The following is a 24782-nucleotide window of genomic DNA, read 5'->3' on the forward strand; positions in this document are numbered from 1 at the left end:
CATATCCTTATTCCTTAGAATGTACCGTTGGGGCTTCCATTTTTTGTGATTCAAAAAAATGGTAATTGTCTAATTGGATATCCAGTTGTTTACTGCCTTTAGAAAAATGGCTTAATCGAACAGGTAAATAATTTAAATCAGGTGCCATCCAAAAAAACGTTTGTCGCTTTTTACTGTTACGAACCACTTCAATTTTGACCGTTTGATATGTACCACTATCAATAATGACTTGCTCTTTACCCACAATTTTAAATTCGTAGTCATCAAACTCTTTTTCTTTGACCATATCGTAATGTAATGTTTTAGGGTTTGAGTACATATCCATTCTAAATTGCAGTTGTGCGGTTAATGGATCAAGCACATTTTCTGCGTATTCAAGTTTTTCTCTCTCTTCTTTATATATTGTATGAATGACACCTTGTGACGCTGCAAATGCAGTTTGCTCACTGTAGTCGCTGCCAGTACCCGAGCGTTCACTCATATAGCGAATGGGTTTTATTTTTCCCTCTACTAACTGAAATTCACTTTTAATATTGCGTACATCGGAGAGCATTAACAAACTGACATCACTATCAAAACGATATTCATAATAGCCGTCACTACTTGCAGGTAATTGATAGCGTGCTTTACCTAATTCAATACTGCCATAATAGACTTTGTATTCCGCATTATGTGGAGTCAATGGCTTCAAAAAGTCTTGATGTGAACTTGTTTCAGCAGGCTCTGCAGCGATTACGGGGCTTGAAAAAGTCATCATACCTGTGAGTATTACAGAACATATCTTAATCAAAATTAGACCTATACATGATGTTAAAAAGGTAAGGACAAAACCAAGGTTGCCATGTCTGGTTTCCACTCAAATTTCGACAATGAAATCTTGCCTTTGTTCACTTCTATTCCTTCTGATCTTAGTCGTTCTTGTTGATTTTGGAAATGAAGGGTATTGAGTTTAAATGAAATTTTGCCTTGGCTATTGATGACACGGTGCCAAGGAAGGTTAAGATGCTCAGGTGCTTCTTTTAATGCTTTAGATACATATCGGGCACGACCTGGAAGTCCTGCGAGATCGGCTACTTTACCATAGGCTAACACATTTCCAGATGGGATCATGTTAACGATAAACCAAATTCGTTGTTTCGGGGATAGGGTGGTCATAACTATGTTCTATAGCAGTAAAAACAACAGCATAAATCATTCAATTCGTTATAGGAAACCCTCAGATGATTATATTTTTAATGCGAAGTAAATGATAATTAAATGACAGTTAAGTAAATACACAAGAAATGCGATAGCGCACCAGCAAGGACAAAGAGATGCCAAATAGCGTGATTGTAAGGAATACGTTTATTTACGTAAAATACCACGCCAACGCTATAAAATGCACCACCTGCAAGGAGCAAATTGAAACCTAAATCTGTCATACCTTTTATCAAATCACTCATTACGGTGACACACAACCACCCCATGATGAGATATAGAATGACTGAAAAGGCTTTAAATTTTCCTATAAACAAGGTTTTAAAAATGATACCCCCTAGCGCTAATAGCCAAATGGATGCTAAAACAATATTGGCTTGTTCACTATCAAGGCTAATGAGCATTAAAGGTGTGTATGTACCTGCAATCAAGGTATAAATTGCACAATGGTCCGCCATTTTGAATCGTTTTCGCCAAATTGGACTGGTACTAGAGTGATATAGGGTTGATGCAAGAAACAGCAATACAATACTTAAACCATATATAGCAACACCAAGTAATTCAAAAGTCGTTAATTGTCCATATCCCTTTATTAACATTGCGGAAAATGCTGCGATACCTGCAACAACACCAAGCCCATGAGTGAGACTATTAGCCATTTCTTCAGTAGCACAATAGTCAGCCTGATGACTGCTTGTTTGATTTAATTGTTGTTGCGCTCTTAACTCAATTGACATTGTTGCATACGACCTAGATAAGCAAATAGGAAATTAGAGTAACAGCTTAAATCTGAAAAAACCACCATTTTGGCTTACACGTGTAAGCTTATTTATGGCGTTTATTTTCAGTAGCTTAGATAATTATGAGTAGAAATAGTCGGAAATGCGGATAAGAATTGAACTAAATTTAATCTTTAGTATCTGAGGTTAACTGAGTATGTTAAATGATTTATATAGGTTATTTTATGATTGAATTCATAGGGCTAATATTCATTAAGCCGTATTCATGCTGCCAGTATAAAGAGTAAGTGACCTGCTAAATGTTAACCATCATAATGCGATAGGAAGCGCTAATGAAACAACCTCGAGACAACTCTGTTGAATCTAAAGCACATGTTGATAAAGCTTTTAAAGTAGAGTCTCGTAGTGAAGAGGTTGTGCCAATTGAGTTTAATCAATATGAATTGGCAGTTATCTCGAATAAAGCTGACTCTATTAAGTCGTCTTTGACTCTCGCTCAAGATGAGCACGCGATTGTCACCCCTGTATTACCCCCTGTTATTTCATCTCAACATGAACGTCATAATAAAGCTGTTAATCCAATAAATCATTGGAAAATGGCTCTGATGATCATTGGAATTTCAGCCGTTCACATAGTAGGTTTTTGGTTATTAATGCAAGTCGCAGACAAAACGGTTGATGCATTTGTCGAGGTTGTTGAGTCACAGGAAAATGTGGCAGAAACTCCAAGTAAAAAAGAAATTAACGCCTACTTTATGACGGCAGAGCAGCTAGCCGCAATACAGGCATCTTTGCAGCAAGAAGATGAAACGCCAAAACAAAATACTCAAGATGTTGCCACAGAACTACCAGCGATTGATGAGGCATCAGATAAGCAGCGAGAACATAAAGCTGAAGAAGCATCGATAAAAGAAAATGATTTGCAAAAATCAGCACCTGAGCTAGATGAGAATGCTGCAACTGCCAGTCAAGAAAAAACAATGGCGCCTGAACCAGAAAAAGCACCTGTTGTTGAAGTGACAACGCAACACATTCAATCACAACAGGACTCTGAACTCAAAGCGGTGGTTAAATTAAGTGATACCGTTAAAGCGGAATCTTCACTGTTACAACAAGGTGAGCCAGAACAAGCGTTTAATTGGAATAACGTTGAAAGTATGTACTTGCAAGATATTGAGCAAGTGAATAGCGATAATCATCTTTTTGACAGTGATTTGTTTTCGTCCGAATCAAAGGCAATAGGGATTGGTAGTAATGACAAGCTCGCCATTATTAATCAAGCGAGCCATGACATGTTAAAAAATTTGAATCAGCAATCGCTGGATTTATTAATCGGTAATCAAGCACACAATGCAACATCAAAAAGTGGTGCAAGTGTGAGTGAAATGACACCGGAGATGAAAGATATTGAACTCATTATTATTGAAGATACTCGTCAAGCAACAACATTTGATCACCGTTTAGATCCGAATCGAATTATGCGTCAAGGTGATACCTGCTATCGTGTTGTTAAACTGCCTACGCAAATAAATCCTCATGCTGAAGGGTTAGGTTATGCAGAGCCTTGTGATAGTGCCAAAATGAAGAAAGCCATTTCAAAGTCAATTGAGAAAAGGTTAGCTAAAATTCGACTTCCCTAAATGATTTATTCGTTTGTTGGAGGTTTATTTAAGTTATTTGCTGTCATTAATATTCATTCAACTTATACTTTAGTAAGTTGGTTTTGAAATATAAATAATAATATCAGTCAATTAATGGAGCGTAATTTTTGAACGTAAGGCGAATTAACTTTATATAAATTCACTTGTAATTTGTTATTTAAGCTGAGTATACTGCTGACATCTTGTCGGAGTGCCTTATGGCTGAGACCGTTTATTCGGGATCCGTTGAACCTGATCAGGTTAAAACCTGCGAAGGAAACAAGCAGTTAATTTGCTCGTTTTTTTGCTTAGCGTGTAAATGATTCGCTTCAAAATAAAGCCGTTTATGCTTTGTTTCTAGCAAATTATTTCTAATGTAAAAGCATAGAAAGTTTACGCTCAAGGATCATTTTTGAGTAAACGTCATCAGCAAATTACAGAGTTTTTATAACTCGCTCGTCATCAACATCATTCTCCAGACAAGCAACTCTATTTATTTAATTAATTTTGAGGTTGCTAATGTCAAATCGTCGTCAAACCCGTGAACAAGCCCAAGCGTTTATTGATACGCTAAAACCACTACAACATCCTAACTCTGAGAAAATTTATCTGACAGGCTCTCGAGATGATTTGCGAGTCGGCATGCGCCAAATTCATCAAACGGACACCATTATTGGTGGCAATGATGAGAATCCGGTTACCGAGTCAAACCCACCAATAAAAGTTTATGATTGCGCGGGGGCTTATTCAGATCCTGATGCCAAAATTAATGTCCGTCTAGGTTTAAACAAATTTAGACAAACATGGATTGAAGAGCGTGAAGATACTGAGCAGCTTAAAGGGGTTAGCTCTAATTTTACTCAGCAAAGATTAGCTGACGATGGGTTAGACCATTTACGTTTTGAGGCTTTAGTGTCTCCTAAACGCGCCCAAACGGGCAAGTGTGTTACGCAGATGCATTATGCTCGACAGGGGATTATTACTCCTGAAATGGAATACATCGCGATTCGTGAAAACATGGCTCGGGAGCAGGTTACCGATAAGATCTTAACTCAAAAAGCTCAAGGTGAAGCCTTTGGGGCAAGTATAGGCCAGCCAATAACTGCTGAATTTGTTCGTTCAGAAGTGGCTCGTGGTAGAGCAATTATCCCGCTTAACATCAATCATCCTGAAGCTGAACCAATGATCATTGGCCGAAATTTTTTGGTTAAAGTGAATGCCAATATTGGCAACTCAGCGGTGACCTCGTCTATTGAAGAAGAAGTAGAAAAACTTGTCTGGTCAACTCGATGGGGCGCCGATACGGTGATGGATTTATCCACTGGTCGTTATATTCATGAAACCCGTGAATGGATCATCCGTAATTCGCCTGTGCCGATTGGAACTGTACCCATTTATCAAGCGCTTGAAAAAGTTAATGGCGTTGCTGAAGATTTAACATGGGAAGTGTTTAGAGATACTTTGATTGAGCAAGCAGAGCAAGGGGTTGATTATTTCACGATCCATGCAGGGGTATTGCTTCGCTATGTGCCAATGACTGCAAAACGACTGACTGGCATTGTTTCTCGTGGCGGTTCGATCATGGCGAAATGGTGTTTAAGTCATCATAAAGAAAGTTTTTTATACGAGCATTTTAGAGAAATTTGTGAGATTTGCGCCGCATATGACGTGTCACTGTCACTAGGTGATGGCATGCGCCCAGGCAGTATTGCTGATGCCAATGATGAAGCGCAATTTGCAGAATTAGAAACATTAGGCGAATTGGTTAAAGTGGCGTGGGAGTATGATGTTCAAACCATAATCGAAGGTCCTGGGCATGTACCAATGCAGCTCATTAAAGTGAATATGGAAAAACAATTGGCTCACTGTGATGAAGCGCCGTTTTATACGTTAGGCCCTCAAACTACAGATATAGCTCCTGGATATGATCACTTTACGTCAGGTATTGGTGCTGCGCAAATGGCCTGGTATGGCGTTGCAATGCTGTGTTATGTCACGCCTAAAGAGCATTTAGGTCTGCCAAATAAAGAAGACGTTAAGCAAGGGTTAATCGCTTATAAAATTGCGGCTCATGCTGCGGATGTTGCCAAGGGGCACCCTGGCGCACAAATTCGTGATAATGCCTTATCTAAAGCCCGTTTTGAGTTTCGTTGGGAAGATCAATATAACCTAGGTTTAGACCCTGATACAGCAAGAGCGTATCACGATGAATCATTGCCACAAGAATCCGCTAAAGTTGCGCACTTTTGCTCAATGTGTGGCCCTAAATTCTGCTCGATGAAAATCACGCAAGAAGTACGTGATTACGCTGCCAAACAAGAACGTGAAGCAGGTAATACTGGGGTTTCTCAAACCATTTCAGTGGTAGATGCAACTGCATTTAGTGCTTCTCAGGTTAATGATCCTCAGCATATTGAAGCGGCAATGGCACAAAAGTCAGCTGAATTTAAAGCCACAGGCTCAGAAATCTATCAACCACTCAATAAGACGAGCGATAAGCTTGAAATGGAATTGGAATCTGAGTCTGTTGAGGGGTGATTCATGAACCAATTTCATCAACAGCGTCAACAACCACTAAGTGCCAAGCCTATCGTTTGGACGATTGCTGGCTCTGATAGTGGTGGAGGCGCTGGTATACAAACCGATTTAGCGACAATTAATGATTTGTCATGCTTTGGTTGCAGTGTTATCACAGCATTGACGGCGCAAAATTCCATGACTGTTGCGCTGGTTGACGCTGTTTCTCAAGAAATGTTACTCGGCCAGCTAAATGCTTTGGCCGAGGATTTAGCGCCATCAGCAATAAAAATTGGCTTAATTGCCAATCAAAAACAGCTTGAATTAATAGCCCGTTGGATAAAATCATTTAAATGTCGTTCATTGGCCTTTAAGACTATCCCTATCGTTTTAGATCCGGTTATGGTCGCAAGCTCTGGAGACAGCCTCAATAGTGAGTCTGAGTTAGATTTTACTCCATTCAAAGGGCTAGTGGATTTGATTACCCCCAATGCCCATGAACTTATAAAGCTAACCCAATCGAATATTGATATTGATGCTCAGCATGGCTTTTATCAAGCGTCATGTTGGTTAAGTGAATATCTAGATTGTCATGTGTTGGCTAAAGGTGGTGATACTCATGGTTGGCAAGGTGATAATGCCATTGATTTATTTGTCTGTGAGGCAGTTTTAGGTGTCAGTGAAGAACACCAATTTCAGCGATATTGGCTAACCGCGCCAAGAGTATTAACAGCGAATAATCATGGTACTGGTTGCACGCTTTCAAGTGCAATAGCTGCTTTTATGGCCAAAGGTTTTGTTTTGCATGATGCGATTGTCATGGCAAAAGCATATGTTTTAAAAGGCTTAACCTATAGTGTTAGTTATGGGAAGGGCGCAGGTCCTGTAGCAAAAACAGGATGGCCAAGTGATATTAGTTTTTATCCTAAGATTGCATATTATATCAATAATACATTATTGCTCGATAGCGAGTTAAACCATGATGCACAAGCTAATGAGTTTGTGCGTTTGCAACGTGATATCGGCATTTATCCTGTTGTTGATGACATAGCGATGCTAGCGCAATTACTGCAAGCGAATTGCACGACCGTACAATTACGAATTAAAGCCGACGGTCCTGTTTCTAGCGAGCAGCTTGAGCGAGATATTAAGCAAGCTATTGCATTAGGTAGACAATACGATGCGCAAGTATTTATCAATGATCATTGGCAACTGGCTCTAAAACATAATGCGTTCGGGGTGCATTTAGGGCAAGAAGATGCGATTCTCGCTGATTTACCAGCCCTTAAAAGTGCAGGCATTGCATTAGGTCTTTCTAGCCACAGTGTGTTCGAAATTTTATTGGCCAATCAATTAAAACCTTCGTATATCGCACTGGGGCATATCTTTGCCACCACAACCAAAGTGATGCCTTCAAAACCGCAAGGTTTAGAAAAGCTTTCGATTTATGCTGAGTTGTTAAAACATGTTTGTCCAACCGTAGCAATAGGTGGGATCAATGAATCGGTACTCGCACAAATTAAGCACACAGGTGTAGACAGTGCTGCTGTAGTAAGAGCCGTAACAACCGCAGATGAGCCAGCTAGCGCCTATTTAAAGCTGTATAAACAATGGTTAGCACCAGAGTTTAGTCCTCATCGTGCGAGTGATAGCCCTATAGATCTAGTCACTCGTAGACCTCAGTTAGAAGAGGTGTGCGATGAGTAAGGCTTATGAACTGAGTGACCAGCAATTTATGCGCTTTTCTGCGCAAATATTACTGCCTGAATTTGGTGAGTTGGGGCAGCAAACACTGCAAATGAGTAAGGCGGTAGTCATTGGAGTCGGTGGCTTAGGCCATGCTGTGGCTCAACAACTCGCTGCTGCAGGTATCGCTGAATTAATATTATTTGATGATGACAAGGTTGAACTTTCTAACTTACCTCGGCAGCTGTTATTTACAGATTCGGATATTGGTAAAGCTAAAGTAACCGTTGCCGCGCAAAAACTATCGTTAGCTTATGAAGACTGCACAATAACAGCCCGCCAAAAACGCTTCACTGAACAGGATGCTGATGTACTGCAAAGTGTCGATATCATTTTCGATTGTACTGATAATTTCGAGTCTAGATTGCTGAATAATAAAGTCGCGGTTAAGTATCAAATACCCTTAATCAGTGCTGCTATTAGTGGTTACCAGGGGCAATTATTGTGTGTTGCGCCGGCTTATGAGCCTTTATCAGTAACCGCATCTATGCATGACACGTCACTAGCAAGTTCAACACAAGCTAATTCAACACAAACTAAGTCAGCAAAAGCACTGCCAAATAACCGTAGTGGCTGTTTTCAATGTCTGTTCCCAGAAGATACCTTAATGGCTCAAAAGTGTTCTGTTCTCGGTGTATTAAATGCAGCAGTGCTTAGTGTCGCATCAATGCAAACACTGATGGGATTGCAATGGCTTAGTGGTGACGATGACGCGAAACAATCATTAATAGGGCTGCTACATCTTTTTGATGCTCGCAGTTTGCAATGGCGTCAAGTTACGCTGAGTCAAGATGCTGAATGTCCCGTTTGTTATACAAGTTAACCTAACTGAGCTAGGTAAGGCTGGAATATATGATTACGATAAAATTTAATGGATTACAAGAAGAAGTAGGTCATAACCCGAGTTTGTTGCAGTTAATTGAGTCGAAGGAAATTAATCCTAAAACAGTGGCTTTAGTGCTGAATGAACAAGTGGTACCAAGAAGTCGCTGGGCTCAAATTGAGTGTCAAGATAGCGATAAAATAGATATTTTTTCAGCGGTAGCAGGAGGCTGACATGTTAACTATTGCCGATCACCAATTTGAATCTCGGTTATTTACCGGAACTGGCAAGTTTTCTGATACTCAAACCATGTTAGCTGCATTATCGACTTCGCAATCGCAGCTGGTCACATTAGCCATGAAACGTATCGATCTCAGCAAGAACTTTGATGACTTACTCACGCCTTTACAAGAAATGGGGGTGAAACTATTGCCTAACACCGCTGGCGCTCGTACAGCGAAAGAAGCCATTTTTGCTGCTGAGTTAGCTAGAGAAATGCTTGGTACTAATTGGGTTAAACTTGAAATTCACCCAGACCCTAAATACCTGATGCCTGATGCTATAGAAACGCTTGCTGCAGCCTCAGTGTTATGTGAAAAAGGCTTTACGGTGTTGCCATATGTTCACGCAGATCCAGTGTTATGTCGTCGACTTGAAGAAGTTGGCTGCGCTGCTGTGATGCCACTGGGTAGCCCAATAGGCAGCAATCAGGGGTTAGCGACAGAACCATTTTTAGAAATCATCATAGAGCAAGCTAATATTCCAGTCGTTATCGATGCTGGGATAGGTGCGCCTTCACAAGCGTGTCGGGCAATGGAAATGGGAGCTGATGCTGTGTTAGTTAACACAGCAATTGCGAGTAGTGCCAATCCTCAACATATGGCGACATGTTTTAAAGATGCTGTTAACACTGGGCGTATGGCTTATCTTGCAGGTCTTGGTAGTGTGACAAAACATGCTGAACATACCAGTCCATTGACACAGTTTTTAGAGAACTGATCAAACTGAGAAGTTTTTCATCAACCTTAGAGGTTATTTGATGGACGGTAGATTTTTTATCAGGATGAAACGATGAGTTTTAGTGATTATTTTAAACAATTAGACCTCGATAAGTTGTCCATGCAGTTATATTCCTGCACAGCAAATGATGTTGAACGTGCACTTGCTGCCCCGCAGCGTGATATCGACCACTTAATGGCACTGCTATCACCAGCAGCATCTGCATATTTAGAGCAAATGGCGCAGCAAGCATATCAGATAACAAGACAACGCTTTGGTGCCAATATTGGTATGTACTTACCTCTATATCTATCTAATTTATGTGCTAACGAGTGTGATTATTGCGGCTTTTCAATGAGTAATAAATTGAAAAGAAAAACATTGTCTGATGATGAGTTATTAGCAGAAATTTCGATCATTAAACAACGTGGTTTTGATTCAATCTTATTGGTGTCAGGTGAACACGAAACCAAAGTTGGAATTGACTATTTTAGCCATGTTTTACCAATAGTTAAGCAACATTTTAGTTATGTTGCTATTGAAGTGCAGCCATTGAAAACAGAAGAGTATCAAGCGCTTGTAGCATTAGGCTTAGATGCTGTTATGGTCTATCAAGAAACGTATCAACCCATAACCTATGCTAAGCATCATACGCGTGGTAAAAAACAAGACTTCGTCTATCGGTTAACGACACCTGAGCGTGTAGCTAGTGCTGGTGTCGATAAAATTGGTCTCGGAGTATTACTTGGTTTGGATGATTGGCGTTTAGATGCACTGTTAATGGGGTATCATTTATCGTATTTAGAACGTCGCTTCTGGCGTTCTCGTTATAGTATTTCTCTACCAAGGTTAAGACCTTGTACTGGTGGTGTGACCCCGAAAGTTGAATTAACTGATAAAGGCTTAGTGCAAATGATTTGTGCATTCAGATTATTCAATGCACAACTTGAGATTAGCTTGTCAACACGTGAAGAACCCAGCTTTAGGAACAATTTATTGCCGCTTGGCGTCACCAATATCAGTGCAGGGAGCTCAACAGAGCCTGGGGGGTATCAAAACCCTAATACACAATTGGATCAGTTTGAAATAAGCGATGAACGTAGCGCCAGTGAAATGGCAAATACTATGCGTACTATAGGCTTAAACCCTGTTTGGAAAGATTGGGAAAAAGCTTGGTGCTAGAAGGTAGATTGATAAACAATATTCTTTGTTCAAGGGAAGAAAATTGAAGCTCGCTCTCACTGTACAAAGTGCAAATTTTGTTTGATAATTGTTGTTAGTTTGATTGTCTACAAATTAGGGGGCAACGAGTATGCAAATACCTTCAGCAATGAGTTCAGGTGTTCAAGGCCTTCAAGGGGCTCAGAATGACCTTGCTCAGGCAACCACCACAGTGGCTAAACCAGAACCGGTTCAAACTTCACCTTCGGCCTATTTAGCTGAAGATACAGTTAGCTTGAGCAGTCAATCAAATTCGACAGATAAAGTGTCAGCACTAATTGATGCTCAACAAGCGGTTAATCATGGTCAAGCATCTGCAGAGGTCATTAATGTCGCCAATGAAAATGTTGGCACAATTATCGATTTATCTGTTTGATTATGATTAATGCGGTTAGCCACAGTTTGAATCCTAAAATGATTCAAACTGAACAAACTGTCACTCAATATAGCCAATCAGCTATAGCTAGGAATGCTGTAACGCCGTTAACGGCAGTTTCAAATTCCGAAAAGACCACGACCTCATCAAGCCTGGTTTCAACTCAAGCTTCAAGTCAATCTGCTCAAGTATTAACTCAATCAACAATCCAAGCATCAAGTCCAAAAACGCCAACGTTTATTGCACCATCAACCCTAGTCGCATCTTCAAAGACTGCACTACTGACGTCAAGTAAGAGTGAACCTACAGCGTTACATGCGCCTGAAATATCACCTTCTCAAATTCGTCAGATGGATGGTTCAAGCCATGCTGATAAGCTAGCATTTCAAACGATAATTCCTACGGGGGCCTCATCACAGACTGCTATTTCTCAAACTTCATCAGAAAATAGCGCGACCTACAATTTAAAAACCGGTGCAGTCAATGTTGCGGGGCTAATGGGAGCGAGTGATATCAATCAAGGCGCTACTGTCATGCTAGAGAATGAAAAATCAACGGAACAGGATCCCATCATTAATCCTAATGCTGACACTTCTCAATCTGTGAACTCAGAACAAGCGGTCACAAGTTCTAGCCAGCAAGAGCCGACTGAACAAGAACAATCTGCAGAGAAAGATAAATTAGAAAAGCAAGACCAAGTAGAGCAGGCAGAAAAAGAACAAGCTGATCAGGAAAAGGTTCAACAACAAAAAGATGAAGCAATTATCAAGGCACTTGCAGCAAGAGATCTTGAAGTTAAAACTCACGAACAAGCTCATGCAGCAGTCGGTGGCAATTATGCTAACTCTCCTGAATATACCTACGAAAAAGGTCCGGATGGTAAGCGTTATGCAGTAGAAGGTAAGGTAAACATTGATGTCGGCGTGATAGAAGGGGATGCTCAAGCTACGGTTACTAAGATGCAGAAAGTTTACGCTGCAGCAATGGCACCCGTTCAGCCTTCATCAGCAGATTTACAAGTCGCTGCAGAAGCAACTCGAAAATTAAATGAAGCCAAAAAAGAGCTTATAGTCGAGCGACAAGAAAAAGTAATGTCGACAGAGGAAACTCAACATATTAATGACTTAGGTCAGATTTTTAACAATGTTGATGGTGACAGCCTCAATAGTGGACTAGAGCTTGAACAGCTTAATTCCACATTGTCTGATCAATCAAACTTTCAAGCAAACCCTCAATCAGAACGTGAAACCAATACACGTTTATCAGCCATTGATATCGCTGTTTAATCAATTATTAGCAATATGCTACAGCGTTACCGTCTATTTAATAAAAGCCTAAAGTCGAGTAAGCCCATGCTGTTGTAGAATCAGCGACTCCAATAATTGGCTAGCAGGACCTTGTCTATCACGGTTGGGTACAACCAGTGAAAGTTGGATTTTCCGACTTGTGCTGCCGATTAATGACAATCTATGTAGTGACTTATTAGCAATGTCTTCACTGACTAAATAAGCGGGTAACCAACAAAATCCCAACCCATTTTTTAAAATGGTAATGGCCTCATGAAAATTAGTTACCGTCCAGCGTTGTTCTGACTTGAGCCAACCTGTCTCGATGGTTTTTTCTTTCGCAGTATCTTTAATAACGATTTGCAAATGTTGCGCTAATTCTTGATCGTCATTAATCACTGATTGTTGTGCTAATGCGTGTTCAGGGGCGCATACTAATATCATTTCTGATTCACAGATAGATTCTGCAATAAAGCCTTTCGGGGGGACACCACAAATAGCGATATCTGCTTGTTGTTGCGTAATTAACTCATGAGTACCAGAAATGACAGAATCGATAATAGTGACTCGAGTGCCCCGACTATGTGGTAAGAAGGCTTGCAATGCACCGACTAAATAGTGCATCGGATAGATGAGTTCTCGAGCAATGGTTAAATTTGGCTCCCAACCTTGTCCTAAATTACTGGCAAGTAACTCTAAATCATCCACAGTTTGAGTTAAATGACGGGAGCGTCTTAGTAATACTTCGCCTTGCTCAGTTAGGTAGGCTTTTCTGCCTTTAACTTCAAGTAACTGAATACCGAGCTGCGATTGTAATTTAGCGACTGCATGATTAAGTGAAGATTGACTTTTATTCAGTTTTTCAGCCGCTTGCGCGTATCCACCGTAATCCACAACTGATTGTATTATTCGCCATTGTTCTAGGGTGGATTTAGCTCTACTCATTTTTTTCTCTATTTGTATTTTACTATTTTATATAAAAATGGCGCGTTGTATAACGCGCCATATAACAAGTTAAGCTTACTTGTTTGGTTTAATCTTCTCTTTTGAAGTGACTTGCACTGGCAAATACTTTTGAGTTGCTTTGATATTTGCTAAGTATGGGCCTTTATGCAGCGTTTTTGGCCAATCTAATAGCATCATTGCCAGCACATTTCGATGTTCTCCCATGACCATATCAGGATTTCCTCTTGGTGATGGAATAAGCTGATACTCAGGATTAAACGATGAGGTTATGTGATCTTGAGTTTTCTTCACCACAGGATGCTCTCGCTGGCCTGTAAGTAAGAAACTAATACCTACTTCGGCAATAATATCGTCAGTGGCGTCAGTTAAAATTCGTTCAATATTGCTATCGAAATAGTCTAAAATCCATTGGAATTCTTTTTGACTCACTTCTTGTTGATAATAGCCGCTTGCAGCAAAAATAAAGTGCGTCATACCGTAGAGTTTGTTTCTAAATTGCTTTTTATCTAATTCAGAATCCTGCTCATTTGGGTAAGTCTCGATAAACGCTTTTTTATATTCTGCGGCATAATCGCCAACATTAAGCTGTTTAGCCCAATAGACATAGTTTACCAGTTGTGCTGCCCATGCTTTTATCATTGCAGGATCAGTTAATGCTGGCGCTAAATCGTATGATTTTACTGCCTTAACCATTTGCTGATGACAAGGTCCCATAAAGCCTAATTCATCAGTTCTACTTGCATAACGTAATAAAATATCACTGTAGAAAATGAATTCAGGGAAGGGAGCTAGTGCTTTTTTACGAGCTTTAGCTCGAGGGCCTTTACCTAACACGCTAATCGCTTGTTGGCTTTGTTCATTGATAAAATTAGGTTTATCTACGTTACAAGCAAAGAAGTTTTGGCGCTCAGTAATGGTAATAAGATCAATTAAGGCAGCATTAGAATACTTTTCATCACCTGTTATTCGATACATTCTTAAACCATAATGCCCTTGAATTCTTGGCGGCAAAGAATACATGTTTTGTTCTAGGTTCACTTGAATTGCACTTCGTACTTGTTCATGTGTGAGCTGGTGATCGTTGGATTCACCAGTTTTAGCGAAACTTGCACCAGAGGTGAGTAACAAAGAAAAACTAGCTAAACAAGCAAATGATTTAATCTTTCGAATTGCCGTCATTTATGGTTCTCCTGATGATGGATGAAATATCAGTGGGTGGCGCTAGTATAATGGCCAATTGCTCGCTGAGAATTAAATTATCTTCGTTAACAATAAAAATTTCAAAAACTTGACGCGCTGTTACTGACGATTTACGAGAGTGAATAATGACATTAACAAGTGCTTGATACCATAGCGGTAAATAATACTCGATGCCTTCGTTAGCAATGCCGTTAAAACTATAGGTTAAATCTGCCGCTTCATACCAGTGTGAATTAAAACTATTATAAAAAGTGTTGTGTAATCTTGCTGTGTCTAAATGAGATGTTGAATAGAACTGCATTATTAACTGACTTCTAAACACTCTTAATTGCTGCTGATAAACGCTAGCTGCTTGCTCACGCGCCGAGGCTTGCAAGTGTGGGACACGCAGTTGTATATATTGGCTTAACCAATGCTGACCAAGTTGATGGTGGTCCGCTGAAGCACCAAATTTATTGTTTAAGTAAAATTGGCTGCCTCTAGCAAGCCCCGAAATAGCTTGCGCTATCGCGTCAATAACGTTTAATGCTTGTCTTCTATTTTTGATTTTTTCTCGATAACTGATGCTAACCTGTGCATATTGATGGCCGATCACCGGGTAACGTATGGTGTGGGTCGCTGTTTTTTCGCTAGGGTGGATAAATAACTCGCCTAATAAACGCTTGTTATGCCAAACACGTATAGTCGTATTTTGATTTGCATTTAACGTGAGATTTTCTGTATCTGTATCTTTATCTGTACCGGTAACGTTTAAAATATTAGTTTGTTGCGAGGATAGATTATTATCGAGCTTATGAGCATAAGGTTTAATCACGTCGAATGTAACGCCAAAGTCACTTAGCACGTCCATGCTTTGTTCGATTAACGTTAACGCTGACGTTGTGCCCTGATATGCTTGATGAGGCAGCGTTGCGAGATACTGGCCAATATTCCATGGGGCTACATTGATGTTGTTTGTTCGAGAGTTTAAAAATCTTGTGATTTGTGCAGAGGTTAAACTGCTGTCGTAATATTGCGCTGAGTAAATTGATGGCTTAGCGGCCTTAGATGCCATTTTAATTGTTTTAATTGCAGCAAGTGGCGTTTTATTTTTGTCTTTCGCTCTTGTTTGGTAAGCAATCCAAGCACTTTTTCTGCATTGTTCATCAGGTTGTAAAATAAGGTATTTTGCTAAACTGATATCAAAATCTTTCTTATTTCTTGCGTTAGTTTCTACGTTACTCATGTCGAGCGTTTCTTTTGACTTGATTTCCGCTGTCGCTGAGTTAATTGGTTGAGGTAATTCACAGCCAGATTGATTAAATACCATTGAGAGATGTTGGCTTTGTAAGTTTCGCCTAATTGTTGCTTGCGCATTATGGAGTTGCGACTTGAGGTTAATATCTAACTGTGTGGCTTTTAATGTGGCCAGTCTTAACGATAATTTGGCGTAGGTAGGCTCATCATTTTCAAGCTTACTGATCAACTTCGTTAAGTTAGGAGAATTGAGCATGGCTTGTAATTCATCAGCAAGATGTAGCTGACACATTAAGATGCTTTCACGTTGATTATCTTGGGCTAAGTCACGATAGTAATTTAACCTATCATTGATGTTATTAAAGCCCAGAGTGAGCTGCTCAAATTGAACAGCTTGAGTTGAAGCACTGGCTTGAGTATCAAGCTGAGATAATGTTGGCTTAAATTGCAAACATTGCTGAATGAAGAGGTTTAAAGGACTGGCAACTGCCGGAGCAGTTGCCATAAGACTAAAAACTAGGATTACTACAAAAGTGTTCTTTTGCATAAGCGACGCGTTCTTCCACTGATAACGTCGGTCCTTTTAGACCTTCGACATGTTTAAGTCTTCCTACAATCCCTTTTCCATTTGCTGTTTGAATCGCAAGTCCGGGACGTGCATTGAGCTCAAGTAATAAAGGCCCACGTTCTTTATCTAATACCATATCGGTACCTAAATAACCCAGTTCACACATCTCATAAGCGCTTGATGCGGTATGTAACAGTGTGTCCCAATTGGGTACTTGAATTTTTGATAATTCAAAGTTGGTGTCTGGGTGTTTAAGTACTGGTTTATCAAATTGAACAGCATGCAGGCTTTTACCTGTCGCGATATCTAAACCAACCCCAACAGCGCCTTGGTGCAAATTAGCTTTGCCGTCTGAGGCTGCTGTAGAACATCGAAGCATTCCCATGACGGGGTAGCCTTTGAAAATAATCAACCGAATATCTGGAACGCCTTCATAACTGAAACCGTCAAAAACCGGGTCAAATTGAATTAAGCCTTCAACAATACCGACATCTGGCTTGCCGCCTAAGGAGAATAAGCCACTCAATATGTTTGATACATGACGGTAGACTTCATTAGGGGTAACTTCATCACCATTAGGTTTGTAGTAACGTCCATTTTCTACATGGGTAATAACTAAAATCCCTTTACCACCAGATCCTTTAGCGGGTTTGATAACAAAGCCACTTCGTCCTAAAACCATTTGTGGGATTTCATTAATTTTATGTTGTTCTTCAACAACACCAATTAAGTCAGGCACCGCAATATCGTTAGCTAGCGCAAGCTGCTTTGTAATCAATTTATCATCAACACGCTTGTAAAACTTACGTGGATTATATTTGCCAATATAATCGATATTGCGCTTATTCATGTTTAACACGCCATTTCGGCGTAACTCCCAAGGCCAAGCAAAGTTCATTACTTATCTCCAGCCAAAGGCTTAAAGCGTTTAAGCTCTGTTAAGCGATATCCTGTGTATTGTCCCATCACAAGAACTAAGGCTAAAATCACCAAGTGAATACCTAAGAAGTTAAATACCCAATGTTGGATTAGCGTGTTACTCATTGCCAAATAAGCTAAGGTTGCGACAAATAGACTGCCGCCACCTGCCATCATGACTGATTTAGGGCCTTCTTCTTCCCATAAAATCGACATTCTTTCAATCGTCCAAGCAAGAATAATCATCGGGAAGAAGGTAATAGTTAATCCTTCACTAAGCCCAACCTTATAAGAGATAAGGGTAAATAAGCCAATAATGAAAATAACCACAATGATGACGGCCGATATTCGGGATATTAGCAGTAAGTTGAGCTGCGATAAGTAAGAACGAATCATCAAACCAAACGCCACAATTAGCAAGAAGCCGATTAGACCTGTCAATAATGTAGTTTGTATAAAGGCGAGGGCGATTAATACTGGCATAAACGTACCAGACGTTTTAATCCCGATAATGACGCGTAAGAATACGACGACTAACACACCAATAGGAATTAATAGGATGCCTTTAAAGGTGCTTTGCTCTTCAAGTGGTAATTGATACAAAGAGAAGTCTAAGCTATCGCTATTCATCATCATATCGATAGAAGTCGCTAAGGCTGAGCGAGTCTCTTGTAACATTGAGAAGTTAACTTGTGAATTACTCCCCCCAGTTACATCGAGTACTGATAAGCCATTGTGCTGCCAAAGAACCAAGTTTTCAGGACGGCCTTGTTTATTATTTTCAACGTCAAATAATACCCACTCACCATCTTGGTAGACTTGAACATAGGGATTTAATTGTTGACGACGACGCTGATCTTCAAGCATTAAGCCGCTAACTTGTTTAGCAGGAACCCCTTTAGATTGCATCATATGTAAAAATAGTTGGGTACGAGTGTTTACCGATAACAACAGAGCGAGATTTTGAGATTGATTACTGTCATTAATCACAGACATAAGCTGTTGCGCGTAAGACAGATTACTGGCGCTTCGTTCCCATACATCATTGATAATTTGTTCAGCAGCACCGCGCTCTGTAACTTGCCAAAGGTATGGTTCAGGAGTCACAGGTTCTTCTTCTGCATCGACTGATAACTGACCCGTAGGCACTAATGTGACGCGGTAGTATAGAGATTGGCGGCCTGAAGCTTCACGTATTGACCACACGGCACGGCGATCTTCACCTTCAGAGATGTTTAGGCCATAACCCGCAGATGTGGCATTTTCAGCAAGCACGTCAAATGCGGGATCTTGTGGTAAAGACAAAGATGCTTCAGCAGGTTTGTCTGTGCCATTGAACATCACTTTGGCTTCAACTGACCAGCTTTGAACTTGTTTGCCCGGAAAAAACGGTACGTTATGCTCAACACTTCGATAAATACTGGTACTAATGCCAAATATAAAAAGTAGGGCGACAAAGATAAAAAACGGTTTACGAGAATGCATTTTAAGTCCTATTGGCTGTTAGTCGCTGCTTGTTGCGGTTTTTTACCGTGAATATAAATTTGGCCGACATCAACAACTGCAATGTCTTTCATAAACTTACGACCAAGCAGTAATGGATATTCAAGATGGCTTCGGTCGGTTAAGTTCAAATCTGTTTCAGCTGCATATTTGCCAATTTTTAGATGAGCATGGATTACTGGGCGTCTATCGTCTGGCGCATCTGCATCTTGTTTAATACGTACAAATCGCTCAACTTTATGCTCAAATGTATTACCTGGTTGATCTTTTCCATTGGTCATCACATCAAAACGAACCCACTGAACACCGTTTCGCTCAAAAAGAACGATATTTCTGGCATCTAATGATGAAGACTCTGCACCGGTATCAATACGTGTTTCAAATGACGCCTTAAGTTCATCGACATAAACATGTTCAACTTCACCAAGCATGATTTTGTCAGACACTGCAGATTCAGGACATTGCGGAGCTTCACTGAGCTGAGCAAGTGCTGCTGCATCATCATTCATTTTTTTAGATTGTTTTGCTAGTGCATCGGTAATCTGTAATTTTAGATCGTTTACTTCAGCGCTTAAGCTTTGCATCTCGGCGGTAGAGTGGGCGCATTGTGCATTAATGGCTTCAATGATGGCAGTTTGAGACGAAGCTAAATTTGCATTTAACTCATCACTTCCAACTGGCGTGATTTTGTCTTTACTTGCACAACCGGCCATTAAAGTAGCGGTGATTGATAAAACGATTACCTGCTTTAACATGACAATTCCTGTTATTAATACATCTGAATTTATTGTTTTTACTATTTGTTATTACTAACCAGTGTAAGGTTAGACTAAATCATGATTGGGTTGATTTTTTATTGCTATGATTGTGGCTCTTTTAGGAGCAGGGTAACCCTCTACTGTTAAGCTCACATCATTAGGGTCAAGATAATCCACTAAAGATTCATTCTTCATCCACTGCGTAGAACGTTGTTCTGCCATAGATGTAATATCTACGTCTACACATCTAATATCGGTAAAGTCGCATTTCTTTAACCATAGCATGAGTGCATCTACAGAGGGTAAAAACCACACGTTATTCATCTTGCCATATCTATCTTCTGGTACAAGAACGGCATTTTCATCACCATCTATGACTAACGTTTCAAGCACAAGTTCGCCACCCATTCTTAATTGGTCGCGTAATTGAAGCAAGTGATCTATAGGTGAACGGCGGTGGTAAAGGACTCCCATTGAAAACACGGTATCAAAGGCGTCGAGTGGAGGTAACTCTTCAATGCCTAGTGGTAATAAATGAACAGGGTGTTCATTACCTGCTAGGCGTTTAACCGCTTCAAACTGGCATAAAAATAGTGGTGAAGGGTCAATACCAACCACACGTTTAGCACCAGCACCAAGCATTCGCCACATATGGTAACCACTGCCACAACCCACATCTAAAACCGTGCGGTTTTCAAGTGGTGAAATATGTTCTTTTACTCGGTCCCATTTCCAATCACTTCGCCATTCAGTGTCAATGTCGATACCATGGATTTGAAATGGTCCTTTACGCCAAGGTTGAAATAATCCGAGCAAATTCTTTAGCTTTTCAGCTTGTCCCGTAGTTAATTGCGAGCCATCTCCAATTTGTACACCATTGAAGAGGTCTATTGTAGTTGGCGCTGGGTAATGTAGCTTATTGAGTACTTTTTCCCATTTAGGTAAATTGCCGTGTTTATGTTCACGTTGCCATTTACCTAATATTGCTGGAAGTTCTTCTAACCAATGTTGAAGATTCGAGTCTGCTATTTGCTGATAAAAAGAACTAAAACTAATCACTTTATTGCCACCATAGATGCAAAGTTAAAACATTGAAACCACACTGTCGAATGGCTAAAACCATTATCGGCAAAACGCTGTTGATGCATAGATAAGCTATCAGGGCGCATGACATTTTCTAATGCACTGCGCTTTTGGCTAATTTCTAATTCGCTATATCCATTGGCACGTTTAAAGTCTAAGTGTTGCTCATCCAGTAATGTCTGAATAGTAGCATCTTCAAAGCGTAATTTTTCTGATATGACTAATATACCACCTGGCAATAGTCCTTGATAAATTTTGGCGATGATTGCGTCTCTATCCGTTACAGGCAAAAACTGTAATGTAAAGTTAAGCACCACCATTGATGCGTTTGATATTTCGATGTCTCTTATATCACCACAAATTAATTCGACTTCGGTATCGCTAACGTAGGCTGATAGATTCTCTTGGCAACGAGACACCATTGATTCGCTATTATCAACGGCAATGATACGGCATTGACGCTGCTCAATTTGACGACGAATACTTAGCGTAGCTGAACCTAATGAACTTCCTAAATCGTAAACGTTAGATTTTGGTGTGACGTAACGATTAGCAAAATCACCTATGGTGCTAATGATTTGGGTATAACCAGGAACAGAGCGACGGATCATGTCGTTAAAAACACCTGCTACACGATTATCAAACTGAAAATCTGATATTTGTTCGCTAGCGGAAGCATAAATTGTGTCTTGTTGAGAATTCATCTGCAGTAACTTGAAAAAATCGTAATTTCATTTTAGCTAATCCTAGCAAATAGCAGCAAGTATCCTATTGGTATTTTTTGTATTTTTTTATTTATTTAGCTAATTTTGCATAATTTTTTAATGTAAGAGGTCAAATGGTCGATATAAATCGGTATGATGAACATAAATGTAAAAACTTTTACATTGTTAGTAGAAGTTCTTAATAAATTTTTTACAGAAGGGAATCACTGATAAAGTGGTAAACCTCATTATAAATCATTGTAGAGTTGGGACAATTTACAAAGGAATGCGCTTGAAGTTAATTAGAACATTATTAGTAATAGTACTGGTTATCCCTTTTTTCTTCTTCGTTTCAGCCAATGAAGGCACTTCTTCTGTTGCTGAATCGCTACCAAGTAGTATGACATTATCTATGAGTGAGGATGCTTATCCCTATCAATTTGTCGACGCTAAAGGTAACGCTGCAGGGGTCATGGTTGATTTATGGCGCGAGTGGTCAATAGTCACAGGTACCAAAGTGACATTTAAACCCATGCAATGGCATCAGTCTTTACAAGCCTTAACAGATGGAGATGTTGATTTACATATTGGTATGGCGGTGACAGAAGAGCGACTGCGACAATTCTCCTACGCTGATAAAGTTTCGTCACTTCATTCCTATTTATACCTGCATAAAGATATCGCAAATAAAAAATCCATTACTGAAATTAAGCCTTTTAAAATTGGCATCATTGAAGGCACTTCTCACGAAGCCGATTTATTAGCCATAGAACCTAAATTAACCTTTAAATATTTTAAAACCAAACAAGCGCTATATGATGCTGTGGTAGCAGGTGAGTTATATGCTTTTGCTGCTATACAGGGTTATTACAATGGCATTCCAATCAATTTTGAATTAGCTAATAACTTTCATATTTCATCAAGATTACTGATCAAAGAAATTGATTTGTCTCCTGCAGTAAAGATAAAAAATGCAGCTTGGTTACCTGCGATTAATCAAGGTTTTGAGCAAATACCCACGCAGTTAGTTGATGAAATTGAAAAGCGTTGGTTTGGTTATCGTCGTGAATCAAGTGGTGTTGTCATTGCGATGCAGATGAATGTCGAACCTTTCGTTGATATTGGATTAGATGGTCTACCCCATGGTTTGTTTGTTGATCTTTGGCGTTTATGGTCTGAAAAAACAGGCATTGCTATTGATTTTATTCCAAGTGATATGAACGGCAGCATCGAGTTGATTAAGCAAGGTCATGCTGATGTGCATATTGGCTACCCGGAAAGCGATCAAATCAATACGGGGCTTAATAGGGCTAACCATATCTATTCTGTAAAAAGTCGATTTTTTAGCTATGAAAAAGAAATAAAAGACATTAGCGAAGTTGATGGAAAGCGTATCGGTTTATTTGCGACATCGCCTTACATCATCGAATTAAGAAAATTAGTTCCTAATGCGCAAATTCGTTATTACGACTCAATCGACCAATTAATAAAGGCCAGTCGCGACGGCGATATTGTTGGATTCGTTGCATCGAGCGCGTATACCTCGCACTATTTACTTAACCATAAATCTTGGTCTGAGTTTTATCAGTTTAATGCCGTAGACTTTGATACCAATATTTATAACCTCACAAATTTAGAAGATGTTGAGCTTGCAGAGCGAATTGCCAATGGTTTTAAGCTGATTAGTCAGTATGAAATGGCGAAAATAGAGCAAAAATGGCTACTCAATAAAGCCGATAGGACGTTTTCTACTATTGATAAAAAAATCTATATCAGTAATAAGGAAAAGCAATACTTAGCTTCACTAGGTGCCATTAAGTTAGGTTACTTAACCGAATGGGCTCCAATGGAATATCAAAATGAACTAGGTGAATTTTCTGGTATTAATAAAGATGTCGTCAACATTATTACCCATCAGCTTGGTATCGACATTATTCCAGTTGCGTATCAGAACTGGAGCATGCTCAATCAAGATTTAAAAATGGGGAAAATTCACCTTGTCGGGAGTATGGCGAAAAATAGCCATCGTGAACCAAATCTTGAATTCACTGAGGGCTATTGGCCGTCACCTTGGGCAATTGCCACCACGTTAACCCAGCAACCATTGTTTAACCTAAGCCAATATAATGGTAAGCGCATTGCTGTGGTTAAAGATTACAATGTGATAAATATTTTAAGGCAACAATTTCCAGGCCTTGAAATTGTGCAAGTAGAAAGCACGAAAAGTGGCTTGAGTGCAGTGTCTTCCGGTCACGTAGACTTGTTCATTGAACAGGTTGTTACACTGGCTTACGCCCTTAATGAAGGGGGCTTTCCTGATTTGAAAATGGCCTTGGTTGCTGATTTAACTGAGCAAAAAAGTCACATTGGTGTCTATCCAAAATTAAAAGAACTGGTACCGATTTTAAATCGAGCAATTGAAACCATTGATGAAACTAAACAGCAGCAATTATACCAAGACTGGGTCGCAGTCGATTTACGGTCAGAAGCTGACAAGTACCAAAAGTGGTTCAACATTGTGCTATTTGGCTTGCTGATTATCAGTGTGATTACGTTTGTTGTGTTCTTAGGTAATAAGCGCCTTAAACTTGAGATTTCTCGTCGCAAGAATGCTGAAAAGAAAATAAAATTTATTGCAGAACATGATCCTGTGACCAAGTTACCTAATAGAGGATTATTAGATGACCGTTTGGCTTGCGCAATTAATAGCCATCACCGAGAGCAGGTGAAGTTTGCGTTGTTATTTATCGATTTAGATAAATTTAAAATGGTGAACGATCAATATGGCCATCATATTGGCGATGCGCTATTGATAGGCATTGCTGACTTGCTTAAGACGGTGGTGAGAAAGTCAGATACCGTGTCGCGATTTGGCGGTGATGAGTTCGTTATCTTGCTTAATAAAATTGAAAGTGCTCAATGTGCAGCCAAAGTCGCCGACAACATTTTAAACGTGCTCAGTGAGCCAATTAAGGTGGGAGAGATTTCGTTAACCGCATCTGCAAGTATTGGCATCGCCGTTTATCCAGATGATGGTGATGACCCGATTTCATTGTTACAGTTCGCTGATAAAAAAATGTATACAGTGAAAAAGCAGGGTGGTGATAAACACAGCTAATCGTTGCCATTGGCTCAAAAATGGCCAAAAGCAGCCAAAACATTATTGTTTGCTGCTTTTTTGCACGCTTATGCTGCTAAGTTTTTCCTAAACTCTAGCCAATTGCAGTAAACTGATTGATACTTCCTAGCAAAAATTACGCACTCATTTATTAAACGCTAAATTGGCGTATTATAAGTGCTA

Annotated in this window: 21 protein-coding genes and 1 riboswitch; of the genes, 10 read left to right on the forward strand and 11 right to left on the reverse strand. The window is 39.8% G+C overall.

Annotated elements, in window-relative coordinates; genetic code table 11:
- Nucleotides 1-7: 7 nt before the first annotated feature.
- The 3 genes from J8L86_RS14300 to J8L86_RS14310 form a co-directional block, all read right to left on the reverse strand.
- The gene (locus J8L86_RS14300; RefSeq protein ID WP_231919039.1) at nucleotides 8-790 is read right to left on the reverse strand and encodes a DUF3108 domain-containing protein; all 783 of its coding nucleotides are present in this window, start codon (nucleotides 788-790) and stop codon (nucleotides 8-10) included.
- 20 nt (nucleotides 791-810) lie between these two features.
- Complete coding sequence (locus J8L86_RS14305; RefSeq protein ID WP_055025886.1) at nucleotides 811-1155, reverse strand: MGMT family protein; 345 nt, start codon at nucleotides 1153-1155, stop codon at nucleotides 811-813.
- Nucleotides 1156-1253: 98 nt separating this feature from the next.
- A complete protein-coding gene (locus tag J8L86_RS14310) occupies nucleotides 1254-1934 on the reverse strand; it encodes a hemolysin III family protein (RefSeq protein WP_211030869.1) in 681 nt (226 codons plus the stop codon).
- 335 nt (nucleotides 1935-2269) lie between these two features.
- Between J8L86_RS14310 and J8L86_RS14315 the strand changes: the two genes are divergently transcribed.
- The 9 genes from J8L86_RS14315 (at nucleotide 2270) to J8L86_RS14355 (ending at nucleotide 12545) form a co-directional block, all read left to right on the forward strand.
- Nucleotides 2270-3577, forward strand: coding sequence for a hypothetical protein (locus tag J8L86_RS14315; RefSeq protein WP_211030870.1), 1308 nt, complete (start codon nucleotides 2270-2272; stop codon nucleotides 3575-3577).
- 197 nt (nucleotides 3578-3774) lie between these two features.
- A riboswitch (TPP riboswitch) is annotated at nucleotides 3775-3873 on the forward strand.
- 223 nt (nucleotides 3874-4096) lie between these two features.
- Complete coding sequence (gene thiC / locus J8L86_RS14320) at nucleotides 4097-6115, forward strand: phosphomethylpyrimidine synthase ThiC (RefSeq protein ID WP_211030871.1); 2019 nt, start codon at nucleotides 4097-4099, stop codon at nucleotides 6113-6115.
- A gap of 3 nt (nucleotides 6116-6118) precedes the next feature.
- Nucleotides 6119-7801, forward strand: coding sequence for a bifunctional hydroxymethylpyrimidine kinase/phosphomethylpyrimidine kinase (thiD, locus tag J8L86_RS14325; protein ID WP_211030872.1), 1683 nt, complete (start codon nucleotides 6119-6121; stop codon nucleotides 7799-7801).
- Nucleotides 7794-8663, forward strand: a complete 870-nt coding sequence (locus J8L86_RS14330) for a HesA/MoeB/ThiF family protein (RefSeq protein ID WP_211030873.1) — start codon at nucleotides 7794-7796, stop codon at nucleotides 8661-8663. Before thiD ends, J8L86_RS14330 begins: the two co-directional genes overlap by 8 nt.
- Before the next feature lie 29 nt (nucleotides 8664-8692).
- Nucleotides 8693-8896, forward strand: a complete 204-nt coding sequence (thiS, locus tag J8L86_RS14335) for a sulfur carrier protein ThiS (RefSeq protein ID WP_065108213.1) — start codon at nucleotides 8693-8695, stop codon at nucleotides 8894-8896.
- 1 nt (nucleotide 8897) lies between these two features.
- A complete protein-coding gene (locus J8L86_RS14340; protein WP_065108212.1) occupies nucleotides 8898-9662 on the forward strand; it encodes a thiazole synthase in 765 nt (254 codons plus the stop codon).
- A gap of 72 nt (nucleotides 9663-9734) precedes the next feature.
- Entirely contained in the window at nucleotides 9735-10844 is a 1110-nt protein-coding gene (thiH, locus tag J8L86_RS14345) for a 2-iminoacetate synthase ThiH (protein ID WP_211030874.1), read from the forward strand.
- Between the two features lie 130 nt (nucleotides 10845-10974).
- A complete protein-coding gene (locus tag J8L86_RS14350; RefSeq protein WP_211030875.1) occupies nucleotides 10975-11259 on the forward strand; it encodes a chemotaxis protein in 285 nt (94 codons plus the stop codon).
- A 38-nt stretch (nucleotides 11260-11297) separates the two neighbouring features.
- Nucleotides 11298-12545 (forward strand): putative metalloprotease CJM1_0395 family protein, encoded by a 1248-nt coding sequence (locus J8L86_RS14355; protein ID WP_211030876.1) that lies wholly within the window; start codon nucleotides 11298-11300, stop codon nucleotides 12543-12545.
- A 48-nt stretch (nucleotides 12546-12593) separates the two neighbouring features.
- On the opposite strand, the gene J8L86_RS14360 is transcribed toward J8L86_RS14355, so the two are convergent.
- From J8L86_RS14360 to cmoA, 8 genes are all read right to left on the reverse strand, one after another.
- The gene (locus J8L86_RS14360; protein ID WP_211030877.1) at nucleotides 12594-13490 is read right to left on the reverse strand and encodes a LysR family transcriptional regulator; all 897 of its coding nucleotides are present in this window, start codon (nucleotides 13488-13490) and stop codon (nucleotides 12594-12596) included.
- Between the two features lie 75 nt (nucleotides 13491-13565).
- On the reverse strand, nucleotides 13566-14690 hold the full coding sequence (locus tag J8L86_RS14365; RefSeq protein ID WP_211030878.1) for a DUF3541 domain-containing protein: 1125 nt from the start codon (nucleotides 14688-14690) through the stop codon (nucleotides 13566-13568).
- Entirely contained in the window at nucleotides 14668-16452 is a 1785-nt protein-coding gene (locus tag J8L86_RS14370) for a hypothetical protein (RefSeq protein WP_211030879.1), read from the reverse strand. The genes J8L86_RS14365 and J8L86_RS14370 overlap by 23 nt, the downstream gene beginning before the upstream one ends.
- A gap of 4 nt (nucleotides 16453-16456) precedes the next feature.
- A complete protein-coding gene (locus J8L86_RS14375; protein WP_055025899.1) occupies nucleotides 16457-17413 on the reverse strand; it encodes an alpha-L-glutamate ligase-like protein in 957 nt (318 codons plus the stop codon).
- Nucleotides 17413-18918 (reverse strand): inactive transglutaminase family protein, encoded by a 1506-nt coding sequence (locus J8L86_RS14380; protein WP_065108205.1) that lies wholly within the window; start codon nucleotides 18916-18918, stop codon nucleotides 17413-17415. Before J8L86_RS14380 ends, J8L86_RS14375 begins: the two co-directional genes overlap by 1 nt.
- Nucleotides 18919-18926: 8 nt before the next feature.
- Nucleotides 18927-19691 (reverse strand): ATP-dependent zinc protease, encoded by a 765-nt coding sequence (locus tag J8L86_RS14385; protein WP_055025901.1) that lies wholly within the window; start codon nucleotides 19689-19691, stop codon nucleotides 18927-18929.
- Nucleotides 19692-19760: 69 nt separating this feature from the next.
- Entirely contained in the window at nucleotides 19761-20753 is a 993-nt protein-coding gene (gene cmoB, locus J8L86_RS14390; protein ID WP_055025902.1) for a tRNA 5-methoxyuridine(34)/uridine 5-oxyacetic acid(34) synthase CmoB, read from the reverse strand.
- Nucleotides 20750-21481, reverse strand: a complete 732-nt coding sequence (cmoA, locus tag J8L86_RS14395) for a carboxy-S-adenosyl-L-methionine synthase CmoA (protein ID WP_055025903.1) — start codon at nucleotides 21479-21481, stop codon at nucleotides 20750-20752. Before cmoA ends, cmoB begins: the two co-directional genes overlap by 4 nt.
- A 292-nt stretch (nucleotides 21482-21773) precedes the next feature.
- On the opposite strand from cmoA, the gene J8L86_RS14400 reads away from it, so the two are divergent.
- Nucleotides 21774-24599: a transporter substrate-binding domain-containing protein gene (locus J8L86_RS14400; protein WP_211030880.1), complete on the forward strand. Its 2826-nt coding sequence runs from the start codon at nucleotides 21774-21776 to the stop codon at nucleotides 24597-24599.
- Nucleotides 24600-24782 lie beyond the last annotated feature (183 nt).

Source organism: Shewanella sp. MMG014, assembly GCF_018100775.1.
GTDB lineage: Bacteria > Pseudomonadota > Gammaproteobacteria > Enterobacterales > Shewanellaceae > Shewanella > Shewanella japonica.

Bases quoted from the DNA above. Each gene is read 5' to 3' on its own strand.
- J8L86_RS14315 (WP_211030870.1), top strand. From the start codon at position 2,270: ATGAAACAACCTCGAGACAACTCTGTTGAATCTAAAGCACATGTTGAT.
- J8L86_RS14375 (WP_055025899.1), bottom strand. From the start codon at position 17,413: ATGAACTTTGCTTGGCCTTGGGAGTTACGCCGAAATGGCGTGTTAAAC.
- J8L86_RS14380 (WP_065108205.1), bottom strand. From the start codon at position 18,918: ATGCATTCTCGTAAACCGTTTTTTATCTTTGTCGCCCTACTTTTTATA.
- thiC (WP_211030871.1), top strand. From the start codon at position 4,097: ATGTCAAATCGTCGTCAAACCCGTGAACAAGCCCAAGCGTTTATTGAT.
- J8L86_RS14360 (WP_211030877.1), bottom strand. From the start codon at position 13,490: ATGAGTAGAGCTAAATCCACCCTAGAACAATGGCGAATAATACAATCA.
- J8L86_RS14340 (WP_065108212.1), top strand. From the start codon at position 8,898: ATGTTAACTATTGCCGATCACCAATTTGAATCTCGGTTATTTACCGGA.
- J8L86_RS14385 (WP_055025901.1), bottom strand. From the start codon at position 19,691: ATGTTAAAGCAGGTAATCGTTTTATCAATCACCGCTACTTTAATGGCC.
- thiD (WP_211030872.1), top strand. From the start codon at position 6,119: ATGAACCAATTTCATCAACAGCGTCAACAACCACTAAGTGCCAAGCCT.
- J8L86_RS14370 (WP_211030879.1), bottom strand. From the start codon at position 16,452: ATGGCAACTGCTCCGGCAGTTGCCAGTCCTTTAAACCTCTTCATTCAG.
- J8L86_RS14355 (WP_211030876.1), top strand. From the start codon at position 11,298: ATGATTCAAACTGAACAAACTGTCACTCAATATAGCCAATCAGCTATA.
- J8L86_RS14350 (WP_211030875.1), top strand. From the start codon at position 10,975: ATGCAAATACCTTCAGCAATGAGTTCAGGTGTTCAAGGCCTTCAAGGG.
- cmoA (WP_055025903.1), bottom strand. From the start codon at position 21,481: ATGAATTCTCAACAAGACACAATTTATGCTTCCGCTAGCGAACAAATA.
- J8L86_RS14305 (WP_055025886.1), bottom strand. From the start codon at position 1,155: ATGACCACCCTATCCCCGAAACAACGAATTTGGTTTATCGTTAACATG.
- J8L86_RS14310 (WP_211030869.1), bottom strand. From the start codon at position 1,934: ATGTCAATTGAGTTAAGAGCGCAACAACAATTAAATCAAACAAGCAGT.
- thiS (WP_065108213.1), top strand. From the start codon at position 8,693: ATGATTACGATAAAATTTAATGGATTACAAGAAGAAGTAGGTCATAAC.
- J8L86_RS14365 (WP_211030878.1), bottom strand. From the start codon at position 14,690: ATGACGGCAATTCGAAAGATTAAATCATTTGCTTGTTTAGCTAGTTTT.
- thiH (WP_211030874.1), top strand. From the start codon at position 9,735: ATGAGTTTTAGTGATTATTTTAAACAATTAGACCTCGATAAGTTGTCC.
- J8L86_RS14330 (WP_211030873.1), top strand. From the start codon at position 7,794: ATGAGTAAGGCTTATGAACTGAGTGACCAGCAATTTATGCGCTTTTCT.